Raw genomic sequence first — 22,383 nt, 5'->3', positions numbered from 1 at the left:
AGCCACGCCACGAACGCACGAAGGCGGCTCCGGCCGCCTTCGTGTCGTTGGCACCCCGCCGCGCCTCAGGCCTGCGCGAGCGCGCGGAAACGGCGCTCCATCTCCGCGGCGAAATCGGTGTCGCGCGCCTTGCCCAGCGCGGTGCTGAAGTCCGGCAGCAGCGCGATCAGTTCGCCCACGTCGGTGCAGCGTTCGACCTTGAGCTGCAGGAAATAGCCGCGCAGCCCGAGGTGCTCGCGCACGGTGTCGGACATCAGCGTGTAGAGCGCGGAATAGCCGTTCGCGCCAGACGGCCCGGAGACGGGCGCGGGCGCCACGGGAGCCGGTTCGTTTGCCGACGCCGGGCGCGCGGCTTCGCGGATCGTCGCGGCAGCGGCGGCGGCCAGGCTCTGCGGCACGGCGATCAGGCCCATCGCCTGGAGCTGCTGCAGGGCGTCGTCCGGCGCCTTCAGGCCGGCCGCCACGCCACGCAGCTGCGCCCCGTTGCGTTGCCCGTCCACCATCAGCAGGATCGACCGCAACCCGTTCGGCAGCTTCAGCGTGCGGCTCTGGATCTCGTCGCGACCGGCATCGGTCTTGTTCGGCACTTCGTCGTCGCGCATGGTTCCCCCCGGACCATTGGCTGCGAAAGCCGGCCGACTATGCCACGGTTGGACGCGCCGCGCTCGGCACCCGTTCAATGTTCGACGCCGCCGATGCCGGGCGGCCTGCCCTTGCCCTGCGACGTCCGCGTTCCCCGCCACAGACCTTCCCAGGAAAAAGGCCGCGCAATGCGCGGCCCTTTCCATCTCGAACGAAGCGCCGGTCAGCGCTTGTCGATCGCCACGTACTCGCGATCTTCCGGCCCGGTGTAGTTCGCGCTCGGACGGATGATCTTGCCGTCCTCGCGCTGCTCGATCACGTGCGCGCTCCAGCCGGTGGTGCGCGCGATGACGAACAGCGGCGTGAACATCGGCGTCGGAATGCCCATCATGTGATAGGCCGACGCGCTGTACCAGTCGAGGTTCGGGAACATCTTCTTGGTGTCCATCATCAGGTTCTCGATGCGCTCGGACACGTCGAACAGCGTCTTGTTGCCGCCATCGATGCACAGCTTGCGCGAGAGTTCCTTGATGATCGGGTTGCGCGGATCGCCGATGGTGTACACCGGGTGGCCGAAGCCGATGATGATTTCCTTGCGATCCATGCGCGCGCGGATGTCGGCCTCCGCCTCATCGGCCGAACCGTAGCGCGCGATGATGTCCATCGCCACTTCGTTCGCGCCGCCGTGCTTGGGGCCACGCAGCGCGCCAATCGCGCCGGTGATGCACGAATGCAGGTCCGAACCGGTACCGGCGATCACGCGTGCGGTGAACGTCGATGCGTTGAACTCGTGTTCGGCGTAGAGGATCAGCGACTTGTCGAGCGAGTCGGCATGCAGCTGCGAGGGCTCCTCGCCATGCAGCAGGTGCAGGAAATGCGCGGCGACGGAATCGTCGTCGGTTTCCACGTCGATGCGACGGCCATTACGCGTGAAGTGCCACCAGTACAGCAGCATCGAACCGAAGCTGGCGATGAGCTTGTCGGCGATGTCGCGCGCTTCGGACGCCGGATGGCCTTCGCGCTCGGGCAGCACCGTGCCCAGCACGGAGCAGCCGGTGCGCAGCACGTCCATCGGATGCGCGTTGGCGGGAACCAGTTCCAGCGCTTCGGACACGATCGCCGGCAGCCCGCGCAGGCGCTTGAGCTTGGCCTTGTACTGCTTCAGCTGCGACGCGGTCGGCAGCGCGCAGTGCACGAGCAGGTGCGCGACTTCCTCGAAGGTCGACTTCGTCGCCAGGTCGTGGATGTCGTAGCCGCGGTAGTGCAGGTCGTTGCCGCTGCGGCCGACGGTGCACAGCGCGGTGTTGCCCGCGGCGGTGCCGCTGAGCGCGACGGATTTCTTGGCCTTGGGCAGGACCTGGGTGGTCTCGGTCATCGGGTTTCTCCTCGTGCGTGGTCCGACGCGGGGTGACCGGTCGGCCCGGGGTGCGACGTTGTCTGGATCGAAGGGTGAGCGTGAAGGGGCGACAGCGGGATTATTCGATCAAAGCCAGCCTGCGACGGGGGTCGCAGCCGACCGTGGTGGGCCGGATCGCGCCCGCCACGGTCGAAGGGCGACGGACGCGCCGGCGGAGATGGGGACAGGGGGACTCCATGGGAAGGCCCTGTACGCTCCGTCGGCCGACCTTTATTTCCTGCTTGCGAACAGCGCGTCGAGCTTGTTCTCGAAATCGTGGTAACCGATGCGATCGTAAAGCTCATCGCGCGTCTGCATCGTGTCGACGACGGCCTTCTGGTGGCCGTCGCGACGGATCGCGGTGTAGACGTTCTCGGCGGCCTTGTTCATCGCACGGAACGCCGACAGCGGGAACAGCTGGATCGCGACGCCCGCCGAGGCCAGCTCGTCGCGGGTGAACAGCGGCGTCTTGCCGAACTCGGTGATGTTCGCCAGCACCGGCACCTTCACCGCATCGACGAAGCGGCGGTAGGTGTCCAGGTCGTACGCGGCCTCGGCGAAGATGCCGTCGGCGCCGGCTTCGACGCAGGCGATGGCGCGCTCGATCGCCGCGTCCACGCCGTCCACCGCGATGGCGTCGGTGCGAGCGATGAGGAAGAACTCCGGGTCGGTCTTCGCATCGGCGGCGGCCTTGACGCGATCGGCCATCTCGCCCTGCGACACGATTTCCTTGCCGGGACGATGGCCGCAGCGCTTCGCGCCGACCTGGTCCTCGATGTGGCAGGCGGCGGCGCCGGCCTTGATCAGCGACTTCACCGTGCGCTCGATGTTGAACGCGCTGGGGCCGAAGCCGGTGTCGATGTCGACCAGCAGCGGCAATTCGCAGACGTCGGTGATGCGACGAACGTCGATCAGCACGTCTTCCAGCCCGGAAATGCCCAGGTCCGGCAGGCCGAGCGAACCGGCCGCGACGCCGCCGCCGGACAGGTAGATCGCGCGATACCCCGCACGCTGGGCGAGCAGCGCGTGGTTGGCGTTGATGGCGCCGATGACCTGCAGGGGCTTTTCGACGGCAAGGGCGGCGCGGAAACGCGCGCCGGCGGAGGCGGTGGTCATGCGGGGCTCCTGTGTGCGGCGGGCGTCAATCTGGCACCATCGCATTGGTTGATCAATCTTGATCGACCCAATCAATATGTCACCGCCATGCCGCCGACCCAGGACCTGCTTTCCGCCCGCGAAACCTGCCGCCTGCTCGGCATCAGCCCGGCGACGCTGTACGCCTACGTCAGCCGCGGCCTGCTCGAATCCCGCCCCGGGCCCGACCATCGGAGCCGCTTGTACCTGCGGCAGGACGTCGAGCGCCTGGCCCAGCGCCAGCGCGCCGGCCGCGGCGAGGCGCGCGGGGCAGCGCAGAGCCTGGATCGCGGCCTGCCCGTGCTGGAGACGCGGATCTCGCTGATCCATCCCGACGAGGGCCCGTATTACCGCGGGCGGTCGGCGATCGCGCTCGTGCGCGGCGGCGCCACGCTGGAGGACACCGCGCGTCTGCTGTGGGACTGTGGCGATGACGATCCGTTCGACGCACCGCTTCCGGCCGCGTGGCCGGCCACGGTGGCGGCGATCGCCAGCGATGCGTCGCTTCCTCCGCTGGAACGCACGATGGCGGCGTTCCCGCTGCTCGCGCTGGAAGAACGCCACTCCCTCAACGCGGCCACGCGAACGCGCCATCGCGTCGCGGCCACGCTGCTGCGCCAGAACGCGGCGCTGCTGGTCGCCGGAGCGCCGGCTTCGGCACCGGTGCATGCGCTGCTCGCGCATGCATGGATGCCGCGCGATGCGGCGTTCGAGGATCTGGTGCGCGCGGCGCTCGTGCTGTGCGCCGACCACGAGCTCAACGTGTCGGCCTTCGCCGCGCGCGTGGTCGCATCGACCGGCGCGCATCTGCACGCGACGGTCTGCAGCGGCCTGGCTGCGCTGTCGGGACCGCGGCATGGTGGCGCGACCGCGCGTGCGTACGCGCTGATCGGCGAGGCGCTGCAATCGGAATCTCCGCGCGAGGCGATCGCGGCGCGCTGGCAGCGCGGCGACGACCTGCCGGGGTTCCGCCACGCGCTGTATCCGCACGGCGATCCGCGCGCCGCCGAGCTGCTGTCGCGACTGCGCCGTTGCGCGCCCGATGCGGCGAAGATGGACGCGTTGAACGCGCTGGTCATCGCGACCGAGGAAATCAGCGGCCAGCGTCCGAACATCGACTTCATGCTCGCGGCGATCTGCCACGCGCACGCATTGCCGGCGACGCCGGCGCTGGTGATCTTCGCCGCCGGCCGCCTCGCCGGCTGGCTCGCGCACGCGCTGGAACAACAGGCGCAGGGCGGACTGATCCGCCCGCGCGCCCGCTACGCCGGGGTGACGCCCGCGCAGGAATGATGCGAGTCAACGTTCCGCGTCGGGCCCGCGCTCCAGCGCGCGCTTCACTTCCTCCAGCGCACCGGGATCGTCCAGCGTCGACAGATCGCCTGGATCGCGGCTTTCCGCCAACGCCTGCAGCGAACGCCGCAGCAGCTTGCCCGACCGCGTCTTCGGCAACGCGTTCACGACATACACGCGCGCCGGCTTCGCGACGCCACCGAGTTGTTCCACCACGCGCTGCTGCATCCCGATCGCCGCATCGCTCGCCGATTCATCCTGCCGCTTGAGCGTGGCGAACACCACCGGAACCTGCCCTTTCAGTTCGTCGCGAACGCCGATCACCGCCGCTTCGGCGACGCTGGGATGCGTCGAACACGACTCCTCGATCTCGCGCGTGCCCAGGCGATGGCCCGCCACGTTGATGACGTCGTCCGTGCGACCGAGGATGAAGGTGTAGCCATCCTCGTCGCGGATCGCCCAGTCCAGCGAGCTGTAGACGAGCTGTTTGAAATGGCTGAAGTAGCTCGAGAGGAAACGCGCGTCGTCCTTCCACACCGTCGTCAGGCAGCCCGGCGGCAGCGGCGGTTCGATCACCAGCACGCCCTTGGTTCCGGCGGGCACGTCGTCGCCCGTGGCGTCGTCGATCACGCGCAGCTTGTAGCCCGGCGTCGGCAGACCGGGCGAGCCGAACTTCACCGGTTTCAGGTCGAGTCCCGGCATCAGCGACAGCACCGGCCAGCCGGTTTCGGTCTGCCAGTAGTTGTCGACGATGGTCTTGCCGATGCCGTCGGTGATCCATTGCGCGGTCGGTTCGTCCAGCGGTTCGCCGGCGAGGAACAGCCACTGCAGCGCGGACAGTTCGTGCTTCTTCAGGAACGACGCGTCCTGCTTCTTCAGCACGCGGATGCCGGTGGGCGAGGAGAACATCGTACGCACGCCGTACTGCTCGCAGATGCGCCACCAGATGCCGGGATCGGGATTCGTCGGCAATCCTTCGTACAGCACCGATGTGGCGCCGGCGATCAGCGGCCCGTACACGTTGTACGAATGTCCGACCGCCCAGCCGACGTCGGACGTGGAAAACATCACCTGCCCCGCGCGCACGTCGTAGATCGACCACATCGACAGCGCGAGCGCCACCGCGTAGCCGCCGACGTCGCGCTGCACGCCCTTGGGTTTCCCGGTCGTGCCGGAGGTGTAGAGCAGATAGCTCGGCTCGTTCGATTCGAGCCATTCGACGTCGACTTCCGCGCCGTCGAACCGCTCGCGCAGTGGCGCGTAGTGCACGTCGCGGCCGTCGACCATCGCGTGCTGCGGATCGAGGCCGCGCTCGACGATCAGCACCTTCGGCGGCGGCGATTTCGCGGCATCGCATGCGGCATCGACCAGCGGCTTGTACGGAATCACCTTGCCGCCGCGCATGCCGGCGTCGGCGCAGATCAGCAGCTTCGGCGTGGCATCGTCGATGCGCAGCGCGAGGTTGTGCGCGGCGAATCCGCCGAACACCACCGAATGCACCGCGCCGATCCGCGCGCAGGCGAGCATCGCGAACACCGCCTCGGCCATGTTCGGCATGTAGATGACGACGCGATCGCCGCGCCCGACGCCGAGCGAACGGATCGCGGCGGCGAAGGTATTCACTTCGCGATGCAGCTCGCGATAGGTGATCTCGCGGGTGGCATTGGTTTCGGTCGAAATCGCGACGAGCGCGAGCTGGTCGGCGCGTTCGTGCAAATGGCGATCGACCGCGTTGTGGCAGAGATTGGTCTCGCCGCCGGCGAACCACTTGCGGAACGGCGGATTGGAGTAATCCAGGATCTTTTCCGGCGGCTTGTTCCAGTGGATCGCCCTCGCCTGCTCGCCCCAGAACTCCTCGGGCTGTTCGATCGAGCGGCGGTAGAACTCTTCGTAGCGCATGGATGGCCCCTCCGGCGGCGATGCGTTTCAGGCTAGTCCGGGCGGCGTGAGCATTCGTTACGACGATGGTCGAACGGGCGGCGATCGGCACGGGCGCGCGCGTAAGCGGTTGATTCTGGCCGGCGCGGCGCACCGATCCGGCAAGGCGCCTGGCGCGATGCAGCACCGGCGCACGTGGGCAATGCGGAATTTTCGCCCTGCTCCTGCCGGCACCGCGGGCCGCATTGTGTCGGGCGTCGCGGCCCCGGGGATCGGGACCGCGTTTCCCCCGACACCCGGACGTCCGCCAGCGCGGGCGTTCCCGCTCCATGCCATCGCATCGCCCATGAAGTCTTCCCCTTCCCGCTTCTATCTCTGGGTCCTGGCCGCCGTCGTGATCGGCGGCACGCTGGGCCATTTCCTTCCCGACACCGCCGTCAAGCTGAAGCCGCTCGGCGACGCGTTCATCGCGCTGATCAAGATGCTGATCGCGCCGATCATCTTCCTCACCGTGGTGCTGGGCATCGCCGGCGTGTCCGACGTGAAGAAGGTCGGGCGCGTCGGCGTGAAGGCGATCGCCTATTTCGAAGTGGTCTCGACCATCGCGCTGGTCATCGGCCTGATCGTGGTGAACACGATCAAGCCGGGCGCCGGATTCCACGTCGACCCGGCCACGCTGGATGCGGGCGCCGTCGCCAAGTACGTCGATGCGGCGAAGGAACAAAGCACCACCGAATTCCTGCTGCACATCATCCCCAAGACCTTCACCGACGCCTTCACCGGCAGCGGCGACCTGCTGCAGGTGCTGCTGCTGGCGGTGCTGTTCGGCTTCGCGCTGATGCACATGGGCAAATCCGGCGCGCGCGTGGTCGAGCTGTTCGACACGATCTCCAAGGCGTTCTTCGGAATGATGGCGACGATCATGAAGCTCGCGCCGATCGGCGCGGGCGCGGCGATGGCCTTCACCATCGGCAAGTACGGCGTGGATTCGCTCGGCCCGCTGGCACTGCTGATGGGCAGTTTCTACCTCACCTGCGCGCTGTTCGTGCTGGTCGTGCTGGGGCTGATCGCGCGCCTCACCGGTTTCAGCATCCTGCGTTTCATCCGCTACATCCGCGACGAACTGCTGCTGGTGCTGGGCACGTCCTCGTCGGAGTCGGCGCTGGTGCCGCTGATGCAGAAGCTGGAACGCCTGGGCTGTGCGCGTTCGGTCGTGGGCCTGGTGATTCCCAGCGGTTACTCGTTCAACCTCGACGGCACCAACATCTACCTGACGATGGCGGCGATCTTCGTCGCGCAGGCGCTGGGCATCGAACTGACGCTCACGCAGGAAATCACCCTGCTCGCGGTGGCGATGCTGACGTCCAAGGGCGCTTCGGGCGTGACCGGCGCGGGCTTCATCACGCTCGCCGCGACGCTGGCGGTGGTGCCGTCGGTACCGGTCGCGGGGCTCGCACTGATCCTGGGCATCGACCGTTTCATGAGCGAGGCGCGCGCGCTCACCAACATCATCGGCAACGGCGTGGCGACGATCGTCGTCGCGCGCTGGGAGAACGACCTCGACCGCGTCCGCCTCCAGCAGGAGCTGCGGCACCCCGGCTCGTTCCCGCTCGCACCGCAGCAGGCCGTGCGTACCGCTGCCGACTGAGTCCCTCCCACCCCACGGTTCCATCCCCCATGAAACATGCGTTCCTGGCCGCCGCACTCGGCGGCCTGCTGCCCTTTGCCGCCTCCGCCGCCGACTTCGACCAGTGGCCCACGCACCGCGTTTTCGCCGACGGCACCGACGTCGGCCTCACCGGCAGCTTCGCCTACGACCTCAACGATTTCTCCGGCGATCGCGGTTACGGCACGCCCGCCACCACGCTGCACGACGACGACGCGGTGCGCCGTCGCGAGCTTGCCCTGTTCGTGAAGAAGAAGGACGTGTACGACTTCACCGTCGGCATGGATTTCTACAACGACAGCTGGCTGGACGTCGCGCTTCGCGTCGAAACCAGGGCGTTGTTCGGCGCGGACGTCGGCCGCGTGCGCGTGGGCTATTTCAAGACGCCGGTGGGCCTGGAGGCGAACACCGCCGCGCGCGCGACCAGCCTGATGGAAACCGCGTCCGCCACGCAGGCCGTGTACGAAGGGCGCCGCACCGGCGTGGAATGGTCGCTCGCGCGTCCGGACTACGGCGTCAGCGCGGCGTATTTCTTCGGTCAGGATCTGCACGGCGACAACCCGGGCACGACCGCCGCCGGTCGCGCGTACTGGCTGCCGGTGCACGGTGAAGGTCGCACGCTGCACCTGGGCGTGTCGGCGTCGGCGGAGAATCCGCACGGCAGCACCGATGGGCGCGATATCCACCACGGCCCCGATTCGCGCTTCCGTGCGCGTCCCGAGGCGGGCCTCACCGACGTGCGGCTGGTCGATTCGGGCAAGCTCGGCCCGACCGACCGCATCGTCCGCAGCGGCCTGGAAGGCCTGTGGATCGACGGCGCGTGGTCGCTGCAGGGCGAATACCTGCGCGGCACCTCCAACCGCGCCGACGGACTGCGCGATTACACGGCGCAGGGCGGCTATTTGACGGGCAGCTGGGTCGTGACCGGCGAATCGCGCCCGTACTCGAACGGCAACGTCGGCAACGTGAAGCCGGCGCACGGCTACGGCGCGGTGGAACTGCTGGCGCGCTACGGCGACCTCGATCTGGACGACGCGGGCCTGGCCGGCGGCCGGCAGCGCGACCTGACGTTCGGCGCGAACTGGTATCTCACCTCGCACTTCAAGTTCCAGGCGAACTACGTGCATGTGCTCGACGAAAAGCGTTCCGCGTATTCGGCGAGCGATGCGGTGGAGTTGCGGGGACAGGTGCAGTTCTGACGCGAGGCGCGCCGCACCTGCCTACTGCGGATGCGGCGCGGCCTGGTGCGTGCGCGGCAACACGCGCCGCAAAAACAAACGGGGCGACCATTGGCCGCCCCGTTCGCATTCAACGCGGGAACCGCATCAGCCCAGCAGATGCGCCACGCCCGAACGCTCTTCTTCCAGCTCGGCCAGCGTCTTGTCGATCGCCTTCTGGCTGAAATCGTCGATCGGCAGGTCGCGGACCATCGTGTACTCGCCGTTCTGCGTGGTCACGGCGAAGCCGAACATCACGTCCTTCGGAATGCCGTAGCTGCCGTCGGACGGAATGCCCATCGTCACCCACTTGCCGTTGCTGCCCAGCACCCAGTCGCGCACGTGGTCGATGGCGGCGTTGGCGGCCGAGGCGGCCGACGACAGGCCGCGCGCTTCGATGATCGCCGCACCGCGCTTGCCGACCTTCGGGATGAACTCGTTCGCGTTCCAGTCGGCGTCGTTGATCTTGTCCTTCAGCGACTGGCCGTTGACGGTGGCGAAGCGGTAGTCCGGGTACATCGTCGGGCTGTGGTTGCCCCACACGACGAGCTTCTCGATGTCGCCCACCGCGACGCCGGCCTTGTTCGCCAGCTGCGACAGCGCGCGGTTGTGGTCCAGACGCAGCATCGCGGTGAAGTTCTTCGCCGGCAGGTCCGGCGCCGACTTCATGGCGATGTAGGCATTCGTGTTGGCCGGGTTGCCGACGACCAGCACCTTCACGTTGCGCGAGGCGACCTTGTTCAGCGCGGCGCCCTGGGCGGTGAAGATCTTCGCGTTCTCCAGCAGCAGGTCCTTGCGCTCCATGCCCGGGCCGCGCGGACGCGCGCCGACGAGCAGGGCGATGTCGGCGTCCTTGAACGCGACTTCGGCATCATCGGTGCCGACCATGCCGACCAGCAGCGGGAACGCGCAGTCTTCCAGCTCCATCATCACGCCCTTGAGCGCGGCCTGGGCCTTCTCCATCGGCAGCTCGAGCATCTGCAGGATGACGGGCTGGTCCTTGCCGAGCATTTCGCCGGACGCGATACGGAACAGCAGCGAGTAGCCGATCTGGCCGGCAGCACCGGTGACGGCAACGCGGACGGGGGTTTTCATGGGTGACTCCGTGATTCGTGATCGTGATTCGTGATCGGGGATTGGTGATTCGCAAGAGCAGTGAGGACGGTGATGCGTGACCCGCTTTCGCGAATCACGAATCACCCATCACGAATCACTGCAATTCAGCGAAGAATTCCTGGAAACGCTGCAGGCCCGGAGCGAGCTGCGGCGTCGGGCAGGTGTAGCTGATGCGCAGCGCGCGCGGCTCACCGAACGCCGAGCCCGGCACGCAGGCCACGCCCTTGGTTTCCAGCAGCGCGTTGCAGACGTCGACGTCGTTGTTGATCTTGATGCCGCTGGGGCCGTGCGTCTTGCCGAAGGCGACGCTGATGTCGGGGAACACGTAGAACGCGCCCTGCGGACGCGGGCAGACGACGCCCGGGATCGCGTTCATCACGTCCATCACCTGGTCGCGCTTGGCCTGGAACTCTGCGCACTTCTGCGTCGGGACGTCCTGCGGGCCGTTGAGCGCGGCGACGGCCGCGGCATTGACGATTTCCGGCACGTTGGTGATGTGGTTGGAGTTCATCGTCACCAGCGCCTGCGCGACGACTTCCGGACCGGCCATGAAACCCACGCGCCAACCCGGCATGCCGTAGGTCTTGGACAGCGAGTCCAGGAAGATCACGCGGTCCTTCAGCTCCGGGCGCGAATGCACGAAGTTGTGGTATCCGATGCCGTCGAACACCATGCGGTTGTAGATGTCGTCGGTGATGATCCACGTGTCCGGATACTTCGCCACGACGTCGGCCAGCGCGTCGATTTCTTCCTTCGTGTACACCATGCCCGTCGGATTGGACGGGTTGTTGAACAGGAAGACCTTCGGCTTCTTCGCGAGCGCGGCGTCGAGCTGCGCGGGCTTGAGCTTGTAGTCCTGTTCCGGCGGGCACGGCAGCAGGTCGATCTTCGCGCCGACGATTTCGGCGATGTCGAGGTAGCTGGTCCAGTACGGCGTCGGGAACGCGATCGTGTCGCCTTCGTCGAGCAGCGCTTCGGCGAGATTGTAGATGACGTGCTTGGCGCCGATGCCGGTGGCGCAGTTGACGCGGCCGTAGCCGGTCAGGCCAATCTTCGCCATGTGCTCGACGAAGGCGTCCAGCAGCGCGTCGGGACCGCGGTTGCTGCCGTACTGGCCACTGTCTTTCGACAGCGCCTCGCGTGCGGCGGCGTAGACGTGCTCGCCGGGCAGGAAGTTGGGAACACCGATCGAGAAGCTGATGATGTCGCGGCCTTCGGCCTTGAGCCGCTTGGCCTTCTCGGCAACCTGCATGATCGCGCTGGGCTTGGCGCGACCGATGCGCCGGGCAAGCTGGGGCATCGCGGAACCTCGTGGGAGTCGGATGTGGGGTGTGGCTCGCGGCTGGATCAGTCCGCCTGGAACACGCCGCGAACGTCGGCCATCGAGCCTTCGGATGTTAACACGCGGGGGCGGCGTGCCTGCCGGCGGCCGATGCGAAAACGCCCGCCTGGGCAAGCCGGGCGGGCGTTCCTCGGGCTTTACGTGGCGGAGCAGAAACCGTCCTGCCGCCGAACGCCGGGACGGGCCCGAAGCATTCGTCCGAGATCATCGCGATCAGCAGCGCATTGCTCGTCCCGACCCTCACCCCAACCCCTCTCCCGGTGGGAGAGGGGCTCAAGCATCGCGCGATTACGGACGAGCGTTCGCGTCGAGCGTCTTGTTCCACTCCGCGACGCGATCGGCCTTCGCCGCCAGCACGCCCGCGGTGTCGCCCTCGATCTTCACCGACTTGATCGTGTCGCCCTGCTTCACGCTGTCGACGATCTCCTGGCCCTCGATCACCTTGCCGAACACGGTGTGCTTGCCGTCCAGCCAGGGGCACGGGACGTGGGTGATGAAGAACTGGCTGCCGTTGGTGCCCGGGCCGGCGTTCGCCATCGACAGCACGCCGCGCTCATGGCTGAGCCCCGTACGGGTTTCGTCCTCGAAGCGGTAGCCCGGGCCGCCGGTGCCGGTGCCCTGCGGGCAGCCGCCCTGGATCATGAAGTCGTTGATGACGCGGTGGAAGTTCAGCCCGTCGTAGAAGCCCCGCTGGGCCAGATTCACGAAGTTGGCGACGGTCAGGGGCGCCTTGTCGGCGGCCAGTTCCACGCGGATCGGGCCGCGCTCGGTGTCGAAGGTGGCGATGAGGCTCATAACCGTCTCTCCTGGACGTTGGACAGCTGGGGGAAGGATTCCCGCATTCGTGGGCCCACATGGCGGCGGCGCGGAGCCCGCACAAGGGGGAAGCGACGCCGTTCAGATGAACAGGCCGGTGCGGTCACAATCCAGGTATACTGTCAGGCTTCCTTTTCCAAATTGAGCGCCGACCGGCGCCCTCTTCCCATGTCCGCTTCCCAGTCCGTAGAACGCCTGCGCAACATCGCCATCGTCGCCCACGTCGACCATGGCAAGACCACGCTCGTCGACCAGCTGCTCAAGCAGTCCGGCACCCTGAACGAGCGCGCCGTCGTCCCGGACCGCGTGATGGACAGCAACGACATCGAAAAGGAACGTGGCATCACGATCCTGTCGAAGAACACCGCGATCCGCTGGACCAACCCGAAGACGGGCGAAACCTGGCGCATCAACATCGTCGACACCCCGGGACACGCCGACTTCGGCGGCGAGGTCGAGCGCGTGCTGTCGATGGTGGACTCGGTGCTGATCCTGGTCGACGCGATGGACGGCCCGATGCCGCAGACGCGCTTCGTGACGCAGAAGGCGTTCGCGATGGGCTTCAAGCCGATCGTCGTGGTCAACAAGGTCGACCGCCCGGGCGCGCGCCCGAGCTGGGTGCTGGACCAGACCTTCGACCTGTTCGACCGCCTCGGCGCGAACGACGAGCAGCTCGACTTCACCACCGTCTACGCCTCGGGCCTGCAGGGCTACGCCGGCATGACCGAGGACGTGCGCGGCGGCGACATGACCCCGCTGTTCGAGGCGATCTGCGAGCACGTGCCGGCGCCGCCGGTCGATCCGGACGGCCCGTTCCAGATGCGCGTCACGTCGCTGGACTACAACAACTACGTCGGCATCATCGGCGTGGGCCGCATCCAGCGCGGCAAGGTCAAGACGAACCAGCAGGTCACGGTGATCGCGCCGGACGGCAAGACCCGCAACGCCAAGGTGCTGCAGGTGCTGGGCTTCATGGGCCTGGAGCGGGTGGAAGTCGGCGAGGCGCAGGCCGGCGACATCATCGCCTTCTCGGGCATCGAAAGCCTGGGCATTTCCGACACGCTGTGCGATCCGTCCGCGGTCGAACAGCTGCCTGTGCTGACGGTCGATGAGCCGACCATCTCGATGACCTTCCAGGTCAACGACTCGCCGTTCGCCGGCGTGAAGGACCGCAGCGGCGGCAAGTTCCTCACCTCGCGCCAGTTGCGCGACCGCCTCACCCGCGAGACGCAGCACAACGTCGCGCTGAAGGTCGAGGACACGCAGGACGCCGACAAGTTCAAGGTCTCCGGCCGCGGCGAACTGCACCTGTCGATCCTGATCGAGAACATGCGCCGCGAAGGCTACGAGCTGGCCGTGTCGCGCCCGGAAGTGATCATCAAGGAAATCGACGGCGTGATGCAGGAGCCGTACGAGTCGCTGGTCGTCGACATGGAAGAGCAGTTCCAGGGCGGCGTCATGGGTCGCCTGGGCGAGCGCAAGGCGCTGCTGCAGAACATGGAACCCGATGGCAAGGGCCGCGTGCGCCTGGACTACATCATCCCGGCGCGCGGCCTGATCGGCTTCCAGACCGAGTTCCGCACCCTCACCGCCGGCACCGGCCTGTTGTTCCACGTCTTCGACCACTACGGCCCGAAGACCGAGGGCGCGATCGGCCAGCGCATCAACGGCGTGCTGATCTCCAACGGCACCGGCCCGTCGCCGGCGTATGCGCAGGCGGCGATGCAGGAACGCGGTCGTCTGTTCATCGAGCCGGGCGAGGAGATCTACGAAGGCCAGATCGTCGGCATCAACGCCAAGGACAACGACCTCACCGTCAACGCCCTGCGCGGCAAGCAGCTGACCAACTTCCGCGCCGCCGGCAAGGACGACGACGAAGGCCTGATCCCGCCGATCAAGTTCTCGCTGGAACAGGCGCTGGAATTCATCGACGACGACGAACTGGTCGAAGTCACGCCGAAGGCGATCCGCCTGCGCAAGAAGCTGCGTACCGAGAACGACCGCAAGCGCGCCTCGCGTGCGGCGTGAACCAACGGGGCGTCGCCATGTCTGACCAGGCCATGAGCGACGCCCACTACGACCCGGATCCGCAAGCGCATCCGGGCCTGCATCTCATCGCGATTTTCGAAGCCGCCAAGGGCCTGCTGGCCTTCGCGGCGGCCTTCGGGCTGGAACTGCTGGGCCCGGAGCCGCTGCTGCGCTGGCTGCACGAGCTGACGCTGCGATTCCAGATCAGCACCGAACACGGCGCGCTGGCGTGGCTCTCCAGCGCCATCAATCCCGACAGCGTGCATCTCGCCGCGGCGCTCATCTTCGCCTACGGGGTGCTGCGCATGGTCGAAGCCTGGGGCCTGTGGCGGGTGAAGGTCTGGGCCTCGTGGCTGGGCTGCATCAGCGCGGCGATCTACCTGCCCCTCGACGTCTATGCGCTGTTCCGCCATCCGGGTTGGATGTCGGTCGGCGTGCTGGCGCTCAACTTGATCGTCGTCGCAGTGCTGGCACGCGACATCTTCAAGCGCCACCACTAGGCGGCGCGCGCGAACCTGAATGACGTATCCTCCGGTCAGCCACCTGCGACCGGGGAATCGCAATGCGCTCTTTGATCGTCAAGACGTTGCCGCTGGCGACGCTGCTCGCCCTGTTGCCCGCCTGCCAGCGCACCGCGCCGGGCACCGCGCACGCCGCCAGGCCCGCCGCCGCCGCGACGACGGCGCCCGCTTCGGCGCCACGCGGCGGCTTCGCGTTCGCCGAGGTCGGCATCGACGAACTGCAGATCCGCATGGGCCGCGGCGAACTCACCAGCCACGCGCTGACGCAGGCCTATCTCGCCCGCATCGCCGCGCTCGACGACGCCGGGCCGACGCTCAACGCCGTCATCGAGCTCAATCCGGCCGCCCTGAAGGAAGCCGACGCGCTCGATGCCGAGCGCAGGGCCGGCCGCGTGCGCGGGCCGCTGCACGGCATACCGGTCCTGCTGAAGGACAACATCGACGCCACGCCGATGGCGAATTCCGCTGGCTCGCTGGCGCTGGCCTCGCACCATCCACGCACCGACGCGTTCGTGGTCGCACGCCTGCGCGACGCCGGCGCGGTGATCCTGGGCAAGACGAACCTCAGCGAATGGGCGAACTTCCGCTCCACGCGTTCGACCTCCGGCTGGAGTGCGCGCGGCGGGCAGACGCGCAATCCGTACGCGCTCGACCGCTCGCCGTGCGGATCCAGCTCCGGCAGCGGCACGGCGGTGGCCGCGAACCTCGCCGCCGCGGCGATCGGCACCGAAACGGACGGCAGCATCGTCTGCCCGTCCTCGGTCGCGGGGCTGGTGGGCATCAAGCCGACCGTGGGTCTGGTGAGCCGCAGCGGCATCATCCCGATCTCGCACAGCCAGGACACCGCCGGCCCGATGGCACGCAGCGTCGCCGATGCGGCGATCCTGCTGTCGGCGATGGTCGGCCGCGACGACAACGACGCGGCGACGGCCGAAAGCACGGGCCGCGCGATCTTCGACTACCACGCGCGCCTCAACCGCGACGGCCTTCGCGGCGCGCGCATCGGCGTGCTGCGCAAGGCGATGGGCTTCCATCCCGCGGCCGACGCGGCACTGGAACGCAGCCTGGACGCGATGCGCCAGGCCGGCGCGCAAATCGTCGACGTCGAGCTGCCCACCGCCGGTCAGTGGAACGACGCGGAGATGGACGTGCTGCTCTACGAGTTCAAGCACGGCTTGAACGGCTATCTGTCGCGCAGCGGCGCGCCGGTGAACTCGCTGGCGGCGCTGATCGAATACAACCGCCGCAACACGAAGACCGAGATGCCGTTCTTCGCGCAGGAGCTGTTCGAACGCGCGCAGGCGAAGGGCACGCTGGACGAGATGGCCTACATCGACGCGCGCAGCAAGGCGCGGCGTCTCGCGGGTGCGGAAGGGCTCGAGGCGGTGCTGTCGGCGTCGTCGCTCGACGCGATCGTGGCGCCGGCGACCTCGCCGGCGTGGCTGATCGATCCGGTCAACGGCGACCACTTCCTCGGCGAAGGCTACGGCGCCGCCGCGGTCGCCGGCACGCCCAGCATCACCGTGCCGATGGGCGATTACTTCGGGCTGCCGATGGGCATCGTCTTCATGGGCCCGGCGTGGAGCGAACCGCGCCTGATCGAGCTGGCGTACGCGTTCGAGCAGAAGACGAACGCGCGCAAGGCGCCGCAGTTCCTCGCGACGGCTCCGCTGCAAACGACGAAGGGCTGACGCGGCCGCCAAGCAGACGGCCGCCCCGTTCGCGGAGGGCCGTCAAGCAGCGCGATGAGCGCGAGGCTTACGCGGGCGCCGCGATCTGCGCCTGCTTGCGCACGATCAGCATGGCGATTTCCAGCGCCTGCTCGTAGTTCAGGCGCGGATCGACCGTGGACTTGTAGGCGCGTTCCAGATCGCTCTCGGTGAGTTCGCGCGCACCGCCGAGGCATTCGGTGACGTCCTCGCCGGTGAGTTCCAGGTGCACGCCGCCCAGGCGCGTGCAGGCGGCGGCATGCAGTTCGAACGCCTGCTCCAGCTCGCTGCGGATGTTGCGGAAGCGGCGCGTCTTGTAGCCGTTGCTCGTGCTTTCCGTGTTGCCATGCATCGGATCGCAGACCCACAACACGCGGCGTCCGTCGCGGCGCACGGCGTCGAGCAGCGCCGGCAGCTTCTCGGCGATGCCGGTCGCGCCCATGCGGTGGATGAAGGTCAGGCGGCCCGGCTCGTCTTCCGGATTGAGCAGGTCGATCGTGCGCAGCAATTGGTCCGGCGTGACCGACGGGCCGACCTTCAGCGCGATCGGATTGCGGATGCCGCGGAAGTATTCCGCATGCGCGCCGTCGACCTGCGCGGTGCGCATGCCGATCCACGGGTAATGCGTGCTCAGGTTGAACCAGCCCCAGTGGCGCGGCACCTGGCGCGTGAGCGATTCCTCGTACGGCAGCAGCAGCGCTTCGTGCGAGGTGTAGAAGTCGACGCGGTTGAGGTTGTGCACCTCGCTACCCGACAGCGTTTCCATGAAGCGCACCGCATCGCCGATCGCGTTGACCATGCGGCGGTATTCGTCGGCGAGCGGCGAATGGCCGACCCAGCTCAGGTTCCAGTATTCGGGGTGATGCAGGTCGGCGAAACCGCCGTCGATCAGCGCACGAACGAAGTTCATCGTCATCGCCGAACGCGCGTGCGCCTTGATCATGCGGCGCGGATCGGGCGTGCGCGCGTCCTTCGTGAACTCCGGCGCGTTGACCATGTCGCCGCGGTAGCTGGGCAGCGTGACATCGCCGATGGTCTCGGTATCGGCCGAACGCGGCTTTGCGTACTGGCCGGCGAAGCGTCCCACGCGCACCACGGGCTTGCGCAGGCCGTGCACGAGCACCAGGCTCATCTGCAGCAGCACCTTCAGCCGGTTGGAGATGACGTCGGAGGTGCAGCCGGAGAACGTCTCCGCGCAATCGCCGCCCTGCAGCAGAAAGCGCTTGCCTTCCTGCGCTTCGGCGAGCTGCTGCTTGAGGGAGAGGATCTCCCACGAGGTCACCAGCGGCGGCAGAGTACGCAGTTCGGCGAGCGCGCTGTCGAGCGCTGCGGCGTCGGGATACTGCGGCAACTGCATCGCGGTGCGGTTGCGCCAGGACTGGGGCGACCAGTCGGCGGGCAGGTTCACGGCGCGGAGGGTGCGGTCGGACGTGGGCATGACACGATGCTGCGATGCGGCGAACCACTATGGGCGCTCGTCCGGCGCGCTGCAACCGTTACAGCGGCAACCGAGCCGGGCCGCCCTTCTTCGGGTCCGGGATACGGTAAGGAACGCGCTCAGGCGCGACGGAAGGCCGCGTAACCGGCCCACAGCGCGAGGGCGACGAACCAGATCAGGCTCCACCAGGGCATCGACAGCCCGGCGAAGGTCCAGTCGACGTCGCCGCAGTTGCCGGTCGCCGTCATCACCTTGCGCACGACGTCCCACGTCGACATGGTCTCGCGCATGAACGACAGCGGCGCGCCGCACGAGGCCACGCCCGGCGGCTGCATCTGCACCCACACATGGCGGCCGGCCACCGCGATGCCGGCGAGCGCCGCGAGCAACGCGGCGATGCCGTAGGACTTGCGTCCGGCCGGGCGCTTCGGGCCGTGCAGTGCGCCGATCAGGAATACGATCCCCAGCGCGGCGAACGCCACGCGCTGGAAGATGCACAGGTTGCACGGCTCCAGCCCGTCGTGCAGCTGCAGGTAGATCGCATAAGCGAGCAGCCCTGCGCACGCGAGGAAGCCGAGGAAGAACTGGAGGCGGAACGAGCCGCGCAGGAGGGTCGTCATGGCGGGAGAGCTTAACCGGCCTGCGTGTTCGATTGCACGGCGAATGGGCGGCGATCGCACGGCTGGTCGCCGGCGGTGCACGGTTCGGCGCGCGGACGTTTGATTGGCCGGGGCCGTCGTACGTGCGGGTGGCGTTCGACTGCGCGCATATCCCGTCGCGGAATGGGCGGATGCATAGGCGCGATGCAGCGGCGTGGCGAACCCAGGTGCGCTTCGCTTACCCGGGCTACAACGGCGGCGACGCTCCCGCGCACCGACCGCTCGTCCCCTATCGGCGCTCGTGCGCGAGTCGCAAAAGCAAAAAACCCCGGCTCTCGCCGGGGTTCTGCTGGATCTTCCGTCGGCAGCCTGGGCTACCGGCAGCCTTCGGATTACTCCGCGGCGGCTTCCGGACGATCGACGAGTTCGACGTAGGCCATCGGCGCGTTGTCGCCAGCGCGGAAGCCGCACTTGAGGATGCGCACGTAGCCACCCGGACGCGCCTGGTAGCGCGGGCCCAGCGTGGTGAACAGCGTGCCCACGGCTTCCTTGTCGCGCAGGCGCGAGAAGGCGAGGCGGCGGTTGGCGACGCCGTCGACCTTGGCCAGCGTGATGAGCGGCTCGGCGACGCGGCGAAGTTCCTTCGCCTTGGGCAGGGTGGTGCGGATGAGGCCGTGCTTGATCAGCGAGGCCGCCATGTTGGTGAACATGGCATCGCGATGGGCGCTGGTACGGCTGAACTTACGGCCGGCTTTCTGGTGGCGCATGACTGTGATTCCTGTTGAATGTTGAAACGCTGGAGTTCGCTGTCGCCTTCGTGGCGTTGTTACCTGGACTGCGGATGGTCCGAACCGGCGCTCCGTTGCCGGCTATGCCGCAGGGCTTGGGCCCTGTCGGCAGGACGCGGCGCTTTGATCGGATCAAAAGCGCCGCGCTTTGAACTTTGCTGCTGCCATCCCTGGCGAAAGGTGGTGGGCTCCGGAGAGTCCTGCCCGGGCATCCTGCCCGGTCGTTCGCGCCCGCAGCCGATGCCGGTAGGCAGCATCGGCTAAGCGCGGGCGTTCACCCCATCATGCCGTGGGAGGCGATGCCTGCCGGCGGCCAGTTCTCGAGCTTCATGCCGAGCGAAAGACCACGCTGGGCGAGGACTTCCTTGATCTCGGTAAGCGACTTCTTGCCGAGGTTCGGGGTCTTGAGCAGCTCCACTTCGGTCTTCTGGATCAGATCGCCGACGTAGTAGATGCTCTCGGCCTTGAGGCAGTTGGCCGAACGCACGGTCAGTTCGAGGTCGTCGATCGGGCGCAGCAGGATCGGGTCGATGCCGCTGGTGGCCGGCTTCGCCGCACCGCGATCGCGGTGGGTGAAATCGCCGAACACCGACAGCTGGTCGGTCAGGATGTCGGCCGCGGTGCGGACGGCTTCCTCGGCGTCGATCGTGCCGTTGGTCTCGATGTCCAGGACCAGCTTGTCCAGGTCGGTGCGCTGCTCGACGCGGGCCGCTTCCACGGCATACGCGACGCGGCGGACCGGCGAGAAGCTGGCGTCCAGCATCAGGCGACCGATGGCGCGGGTTTCCTCATCCGGACGACGACGCACGGCCGCCGGCTGGTAGCCGAAACCGCGCTCGATCTTCAGACGCATGTTGAGCGCGGTGTCCTTGGTCAGGTGCGCGATCACATGATCCGTGTTGAGGATCTCGACGTTGTGGTCCGTCTTGATGTCGCCAGCGGTGACGATGCCCGGGCCCTGCTTCGCCAGCGACAGCGTCGCCGACTCGCCGGTGTGCATGCGGATCGCCACGTCCTTGAGGTTCAGCAGAACCTCAAGCACGTCTTCCTGCAGGCCTTCGACCGTGGTGTACTCGTGCAGCACGCCATCGATCTCGACTTCCGTGATTGCGAAGCCCGGAATCGACGACAGCAGCACACGGCGCAGCGCATTGCCGAGCGTATGGCCGTAGCCACGCTCCAGCGGTTCGATGACGACCTTGGCACGGTTGCCCGTAAGGCGCTCGATCTGGGGGCCGCGCGGGCGCAGCACCTGGTTTGCGGTAACCGTCATGTGTTGGCGTCTCCTGGGATTACTTCGAGTACAGCTCGACGATCAGCGCTTCGTTGATGTCGGCCGGCAGGTCGGCACGATCCGGAACGGCCTTGAACACGCCAGAGAACTTCTTGCTGTCGACTTCAACCCACGACGGCGAGAGGTCCATCTGCGATGCGACGGTCAGGGATTCCTGCACGCGCAGCTGCTTCTGGGCGCGCTCGGCCAGCGCGATCGCGTCGCCAGCCTTGACCTGGTACGACGGCAGATTGACCGGCTTGCCGTTGACCGTGACGCCGCGGTGCGAAACCAGCTGGCGGGCGGCCGGACGGGTCACCGCGAAGCCCATGCGGTAGACGACGTTGTCCAGGCGGGTCTCGAGGAGCTGCAGCAGGTTTTCACCCGTGTTGCCCTTCTTGGTCGAGGCCTTCTTGTAGTAGTTGCGGAACTGACGCTCCAGCAGACCGTAAATACGCTTGACCTTCTGCTTCTCGCGCAGCTGGGTGGCGTAGTCGGACAGCTTGCCCTTGCGGGCGGTCGGACCGTGCTGGCCGGGCTTCTGCTCGAGCTTGCACTTGGAGTCGAGGGCGCGAGCCGACGACTTCAGGCCAAGGTCAGCGCCTTCGCGACGGGCGAGCTTACAGGTGGGACCAATATAACGAGCCATGTTCTTTCAGCTCCTCAGACGCGACGCTTCTTCGGCGGACGGCACCCGTTGTGCGGGATCGGCGTCACGTCGATGATGTTGATGATCTTGTACCCGACGTTGTTCAGCGAACGAACGGCGGATTCGCGGCCCGGACCCGGGCCCTTGATGCGGACTTCCAGCGACTTGACGCCGTAGTCCAGCGCGGCACGACCGGCCTTTTCGGCGGCGACCTGGGCAGCGAACGGGGTCGACTTGCGCGAGCCGCGGAAACCCGCGCCGCCCGAGGTCGCCCACGACAGCGCATTGCCCTGGCGGTCGGTGATCGTGACGATGGTGTTGTTGAAAGAAGCGTGGACGTGGGCGATGCCGTCGGTGACGACACGCTTGATCTTCTTCTTGGTCTTGGTAGCAGCCGGCTTAGCCATGGTCTAAGTCCTTACTTCTTGATGGCCTTGCGCGGACCCTTGCGGGTACGGGCATTGGTACGGGTGCGCTGGCCACGCAGCGGCAGGCCGCGGCGGTGACGCAGGCCGCGGTAGCAACCCAGGTCCATCAGGCGCTTGATCGCGATGCCGATCTCGCGGCGGAGGTCGCCCTCGACCACGTACTTGCCGACCTCGGCGCGCAGGCGCTCGACTTCCGGCTCGGACAGGTCACGGATTTTGGTGGTCGAGGTGACGCCAGCGGCTTCACAGACCTTCTTCGAACGGGTACGGCCGATGCCGTAGATGCTTTGCAGCCCGACCCAGACATGCTTCTGGGCAGGCAGATTGACGCCCGCAATACGCGCCATAACGCGATCTCCAACTGGTTTGGCGGCCAGGACGGATTAATCCCGGCGGAGTGAACTGGAAATTTTAACAAGGTCTCGGGTTAATAGGAAGCCCTGCCGCATCCCGGGGGACGCGGCAGTGCCCGGCATGGGGAGTGTGCCCATGCTCCGGCGACGAAACCGG

General features: G+C 67.4%; 20 protein-coding genes. 6 read left to right on the top strand and 14 right to left on the bottom strand.

Annotated features, from left to right (window positions below; all coding sequences use genetic code 11):
- Positions 1–65 precede the first annotated feature (65 nt).
- From AC3ANK_RS04430 to prpB, 3 genes are all read right to left on the bottom strand, one after another.
- The gene (locus AC3ANK_RS04430) at positions 66–602 is read right to left on the bottom strand and encodes a hypothetical protein (protein ID WP_484172209.1); all 537 of its coding nucleotides are present in this window, start codon (positions 600–602) and stop codon (positions 66–68) included.
- Positions 603–805: 203 nt separating this feature from the next.
- Complete coding sequence (gene prpC, locus AC3ANK_RS04425; RefSeq protein ID WP_484172208.1) at positions 806–1,957, bottom strand: bifunctional 2-methylcitrate synthase/citrate synthase; 1,152 nt, start codon at positions 1,955–1,957, stop codon at positions 806–808.
- A 252-nt stretch (positions 1,958–2,209) separates the two neighbouring features.
- The gene (prpB, locus tag AC3ANK_RS04420) at positions 2,210–3,094 is read right to left on the bottom strand and encodes a methylisocitrate lyase (protein ID WP_484172207.1); all 885 of its coding nucleotides are present in this window, start codon (positions 3,092–3,094) and stop codon (positions 2,210–2,212) included.
- An 87-nt stretch (positions 3,095–3,181) separates the two neighbouring features.
- Here prpB and AC3ANK_RS04415 point away from each other — a divergent pair, with 87 nt between their 5' ends.
- Positions 3,182–4,405: a citrate synthase family protein gene (locus tag AC3ANK_RS04415; protein ID WP_484172206.1), complete on the top strand. Its 1,224-nt coding sequence runs from the start codon at positions 3,182–3,184 to the stop codon at positions 4,403–4,405.
- 6 nt (positions 4,406–4,411) lie between these two features.
- Here the strand turns inward: AC3ANK_RS04415 and prpE are convergent, their stop codons facing one another.
- A complete protein-coding gene (gene prpE, locus AC3ANK_RS04410; protein WP_484172205.1) occupies positions 4,412–6,304 on the bottom strand; it encodes a propionate--CoA ligase in 1,893 nt (630 codons plus the stop codon).
- A gap of 325 nt (positions 6,305–6,629) precedes the next feature.
- On the opposite strand from prpE, the gene AC3ANK_RS04405 reads away from it, so the two are divergent.
- Together AC3ANK_RS04405 and AC3ANK_RS04400 are read left to right on the top strand one after the other, a co-directional pair.
- Positions 6,630–7,931 (top strand): dicarboxylate/amino acid:cation symporter, encoded by a 1,302-nt coding sequence (locus tag AC3ANK_RS04405; protein ID WP_206859801.1) that lies wholly within the window; start codon positions 6,630–6,632, stop codon positions 7,929–7,931.
- Positions 7,932–7,960: 29 nt separating this feature from the next.
- Complete coding sequence (locus AC3ANK_RS04400; RefSeq protein ID WP_484172204.1) at positions 7,961–9,148, top strand: OprO/OprP family phosphate-selective porin; 1,188 nt, start codon at positions 7,961–7,963, stop codon at positions 9,146–9,148.
- Between the two features lie 126 nt (positions 9,149–9,274).
- On the opposite strand, the gene AC3ANK_RS04395 is transcribed toward AC3ANK_RS04400, so the two are convergent.
- The 3 genes from AC3ANK_RS04395 to AC3ANK_RS04385 form a co-directional block, all read right to left on the bottom strand.
- Complete coding sequence (locus tag AC3ANK_RS04395; RefSeq protein ID WP_206859803.1) at positions 9,275–10,261, bottom strand: malate dehydrogenase; 987 nt, start codon at positions 10,259–10,261, stop codon at positions 9,275–9,277.
- 115 nt (positions 10,262–10,376) lie between these two features.
- Positions 10,377–11,582: a pyridoxal phosphate-dependent aminotransferase gene (locus AC3ANK_RS04390; RefSeq protein ID WP_484172203.1), complete on the bottom strand. Its 1,206-nt coding sequence runs from the start codon at positions 11,580–11,582 to the stop codon at positions 10,377–10,379.
- A 330-nt stretch (positions 11,583–11,912) separates the two neighbouring features.
- Complete coding sequence (locus AC3ANK_RS04385) at positions 11,913–12,419, bottom strand: peptidylprolyl isomerase (protein ID WP_206859805.1); 507 nt, start codon at positions 12,417–12,419, stop codon at positions 11,913–11,915.
- 189 nt (positions 12,420–12,608) lie between these two features.
- Between AC3ANK_RS04385 and typA the strand changes: the two genes are divergently transcribed.
- The 3 genes from typA to AC3ANK_RS04370 all read left to right on the top strand — a co-directional run bounded on the left by typA (position 12,609) and on the right by AC3ANK_RS04370 (position 16,680).
- Entirely contained in the window at positions 12,609–14,468 is a 1,860-nt protein-coding gene (gene typA, locus AC3ANK_RS04380) for a translational GTPase TypA (protein WP_206859806.1), read from the top strand.
- Positions 14,469–14,500: 32 nt separating this feature from the next.
- Positions 14,501–14,968 (top strand): DUF2127 domain-containing protein, encoded by a 468-nt coding sequence (locus AC3ANK_RS04375; protein ID WP_206859807.1) that lies wholly within the window; start codon positions 14,501–14,503, stop codon positions 14,966–14,968.
- Positions 14,969–15,030: 62 nt separating this feature from the next.
- Complete coding sequence (locus tag AC3ANK_RS04370) at positions 15,031–16,680, top strand: amidase (protein WP_484172202.1); 1,650 nt, start codon at positions 15,031–15,033, stop codon at positions 16,678–16,680.
- A gap of 67 nt (positions 16,681–16,747) precedes the next feature.
- On the opposite strand, the gene AC3ANK_RS04365 is transcribed toward AC3ANK_RS04370, so the two are convergent.
- The 7 genes from AC3ANK_RS04365 to rpsM form a co-directional block, all read right to left on the bottom strand.
- Complete coding sequence (locus tag AC3ANK_RS04365) at positions 16,748–18,136, bottom strand: class II 3-deoxy-7-phosphoheptulonate synthase (protein WP_484172201.1); 1,389 nt, start codon at positions 18,134–18,136, stop codon at positions 16,748–16,750.
- Between the two features lie 119 nt (positions 18,137–18,255).
- Positions 18,256–18,756, bottom strand: a complete 501-nt coding sequence (locus AC3ANK_RS04360) for a disulfide bond formation protein B (RefSeq protein ID WP_206859810.1) — start codon at positions 18,754–18,756, stop codon at positions 18,256–18,258.
- A 371-nt stretch (positions 18,757–19,127) separates the two neighbouring features.
- Entirely contained in the window at positions 19,128–19,502 is a 375-nt protein-coding gene (gene rplQ, locus AC3ANK_RS04355) for a 50S ribosomal protein L17 (RefSeq protein WP_158982351.1), read from the bottom strand.
- A gap of 295 nt (positions 19,503–19,797) precedes the next feature.
- Complete coding sequence (locus AC3ANK_RS04350) at positions 19,798–20,796, bottom strand: DNA-directed RNA polymerase subunit alpha (RefSeq protein ID WP_484172200.1); 999 nt, start codon at positions 20,794–20,796, stop codon at positions 19,798–19,800.
- A gap of 19 nt (positions 20,797–20,815) precedes the next feature.
- Positions 20,816–21,445 (bottom strand): 30S ribosomal protein S4, encoded by a 630-nt coding sequence (gene rpsD, locus AC3ANK_RS04345; RefSeq protein WP_115843837.1) that lies wholly within the window; start codon positions 21,443–21,445, stop codon positions 20,816–20,818.
- A gap of 14 nt (positions 21,446–21,459) precedes the next feature.
- Positions 21,460–21,852, bottom strand: coding sequence for a 30S ribosomal protein S11 (gene rpsK, locus AC3ANK_RS04340; protein WP_115843839.1), 393 nt, complete (start codon positions 21,850–21,852; stop codon positions 21,460–21,462).
- 11 nt (positions 21,853–21,863) lie between these two features.
- Positions 21,864–22,220 (bottom strand): 30S ribosomal protein S13, encoded by a 357-nt coding sequence (gene rpsM, locus AC3ANK_RS04335; protein WP_206859812.1) that lies wholly within the window; start codon positions 22,218–22,220, stop codon positions 21,864–21,866.
- Positions 22,221–22,383 lie beyond the last annotated feature (163 nt).

Source organism: Lysobacter sp. SCRH-1R (assembly GCF_057747855.1).
Note: the sequence above shows the minus strand (reverse complement) of the source record. Positions and strands in the feature narration are given on the sequence as shown.

Excerpts from the sequence above, each read along its gene's own strand:
- prpC (WP_484172208.1), bottom strand. The coding sequence starts at position 1,957 with ATGACCGAGACCACCCAGGTCCTGCCCAAGGCCAAGAAATCCGTCGCG.
- AC3ANK_RS04365 (WP_484172201.1), bottom strand. The coding sequence starts at position 18,136 with ATGCCCACGTCCGACCGCACCCTCCGCGCCGTGAACCTGCCCGCCGAC.
- AC3ANK_RS04360 (WP_206859810.1), bottom strand. The coding sequence starts at position 18,756 with ATGACGACCCTCCTGCGCGGCTCGTTCCGCCTCCAGTTCTTCCTCGGC.
- AC3ANK_RS04415 (WP_484172206.1), top strand. The coding sequence starts at position 3,182 with ATGCCGCCGACCCAGGACCTGCTTTCCGCCCGCGAAACCTGCCGCCTG.
- AC3ANK_RS04390 (WP_484172203.1), bottom strand. The coding sequence starts at position 11,582 with ATGCCCCAGCTTGCCCGGCGCATCGGTCGCGCCAAGCCCAGCGCGATC.
- AC3ANK_RS04395 (WP_206859803.1), bottom strand. The coding sequence starts at position 10,261 with ATGAAAACCCCCGTCCGCGTTGCCGTCACCGGTGCTGCCGGCCAGATC.
- rpsD (WP_115843837.1), bottom strand. The coding sequence starts at position 21,445 with ATGGCTCGTTATATTGGTCCCACCTGTAAGCTCGCCCGTCGCGAAGGC.
- rpsK (WP_115843839.1), bottom strand. The coding sequence starts at position 21,852 with ATGGCTAAGCCGGCTGCTACCAAGACCAAGAAGAAGATCAAGCGTGTC.
- rpsM (WP_206859812.1), bottom strand. The coding sequence starts at position 22,220 with ATGGCGCGTATTGCGGGCGTCAATCTGCCTGCCCAGAAGCATGTCTGG.
- AC3ANK_RS04385 (WP_206859805.1), bottom strand. The coding sequence starts at position 12,419 with ATGAGCCTCATCGCCACCTTCGACACCGAGCGCGGCCCGATCCGCGTG.
- AC3ANK_RS04350 (WP_484172200.1), bottom strand. The coding sequence starts at position 20,796 with ATGACGGTTACCGCAAACCAGGTGCTGCGCCCGCGCGGCCCCCAGATC.
- rplQ (WP_158982351.1), bottom strand. The coding sequence starts at position 19,502 with ATGCGCCACCAGAAAGCCGGCCGTAAGTTCAGCCGTACCAGCGCCCAT.
- AC3ANK_RS04370 (WP_484172202.1), top strand. The coding sequence starts at position 15,031 with ATGCGCTCTTTGATCGTCAAGACGTTGCCGCTGGCGACGCTGCTCGCC.
- typA (WP_206859806.1), top strand. The coding sequence starts at position 12,609 with ATGTCCGCTTCCCAGTCCGTAGAACGCCTGCGCAACATCGCCATCGTC.
- AC3ANK_RS04430 (WP_484172209.1), bottom strand. The coding sequence starts at position 602 with ATGCGCGACGACGAAGTGCCGAACAAGACCGATGCCGGTCGCGACGAG.
- prpE (WP_484172205.1), bottom strand. The coding sequence starts at position 6,304 with ATGCGCTACGAAGAGTTCTACCGCCGCTCGATCGAACAGCCCGAGGAG.
- prpB (WP_484172207.1), bottom strand. The coding sequence starts at position 3,094 with ATGACCACCGCCTCCGCCGGCGCGCGTTTCCGCGCCGCCCTTGCCGTC.
- AC3ANK_RS04400 (WP_484172204.1), top strand. The coding sequence starts at position 7,961 with ATGAAACATGCGTTCCTGGCCGCCGCACTCGGCGGCCTGCTGCCCTTT.
- AC3ANK_RS04375 (WP_206859807.1), top strand. The coding sequence starts at position 14,501 with ATGAGCGACGCCCACTACGACCCGGATCCGCAAGCGCATCCGGGCCTG.
- AC3ANK_RS04405 (WP_206859801.1), top strand. The coding sequence starts at position 6,630 with ATGAAGTCTTCCCCTTCCCGCTTCTATCTCTGGGTCCTGGCCGCCGTC.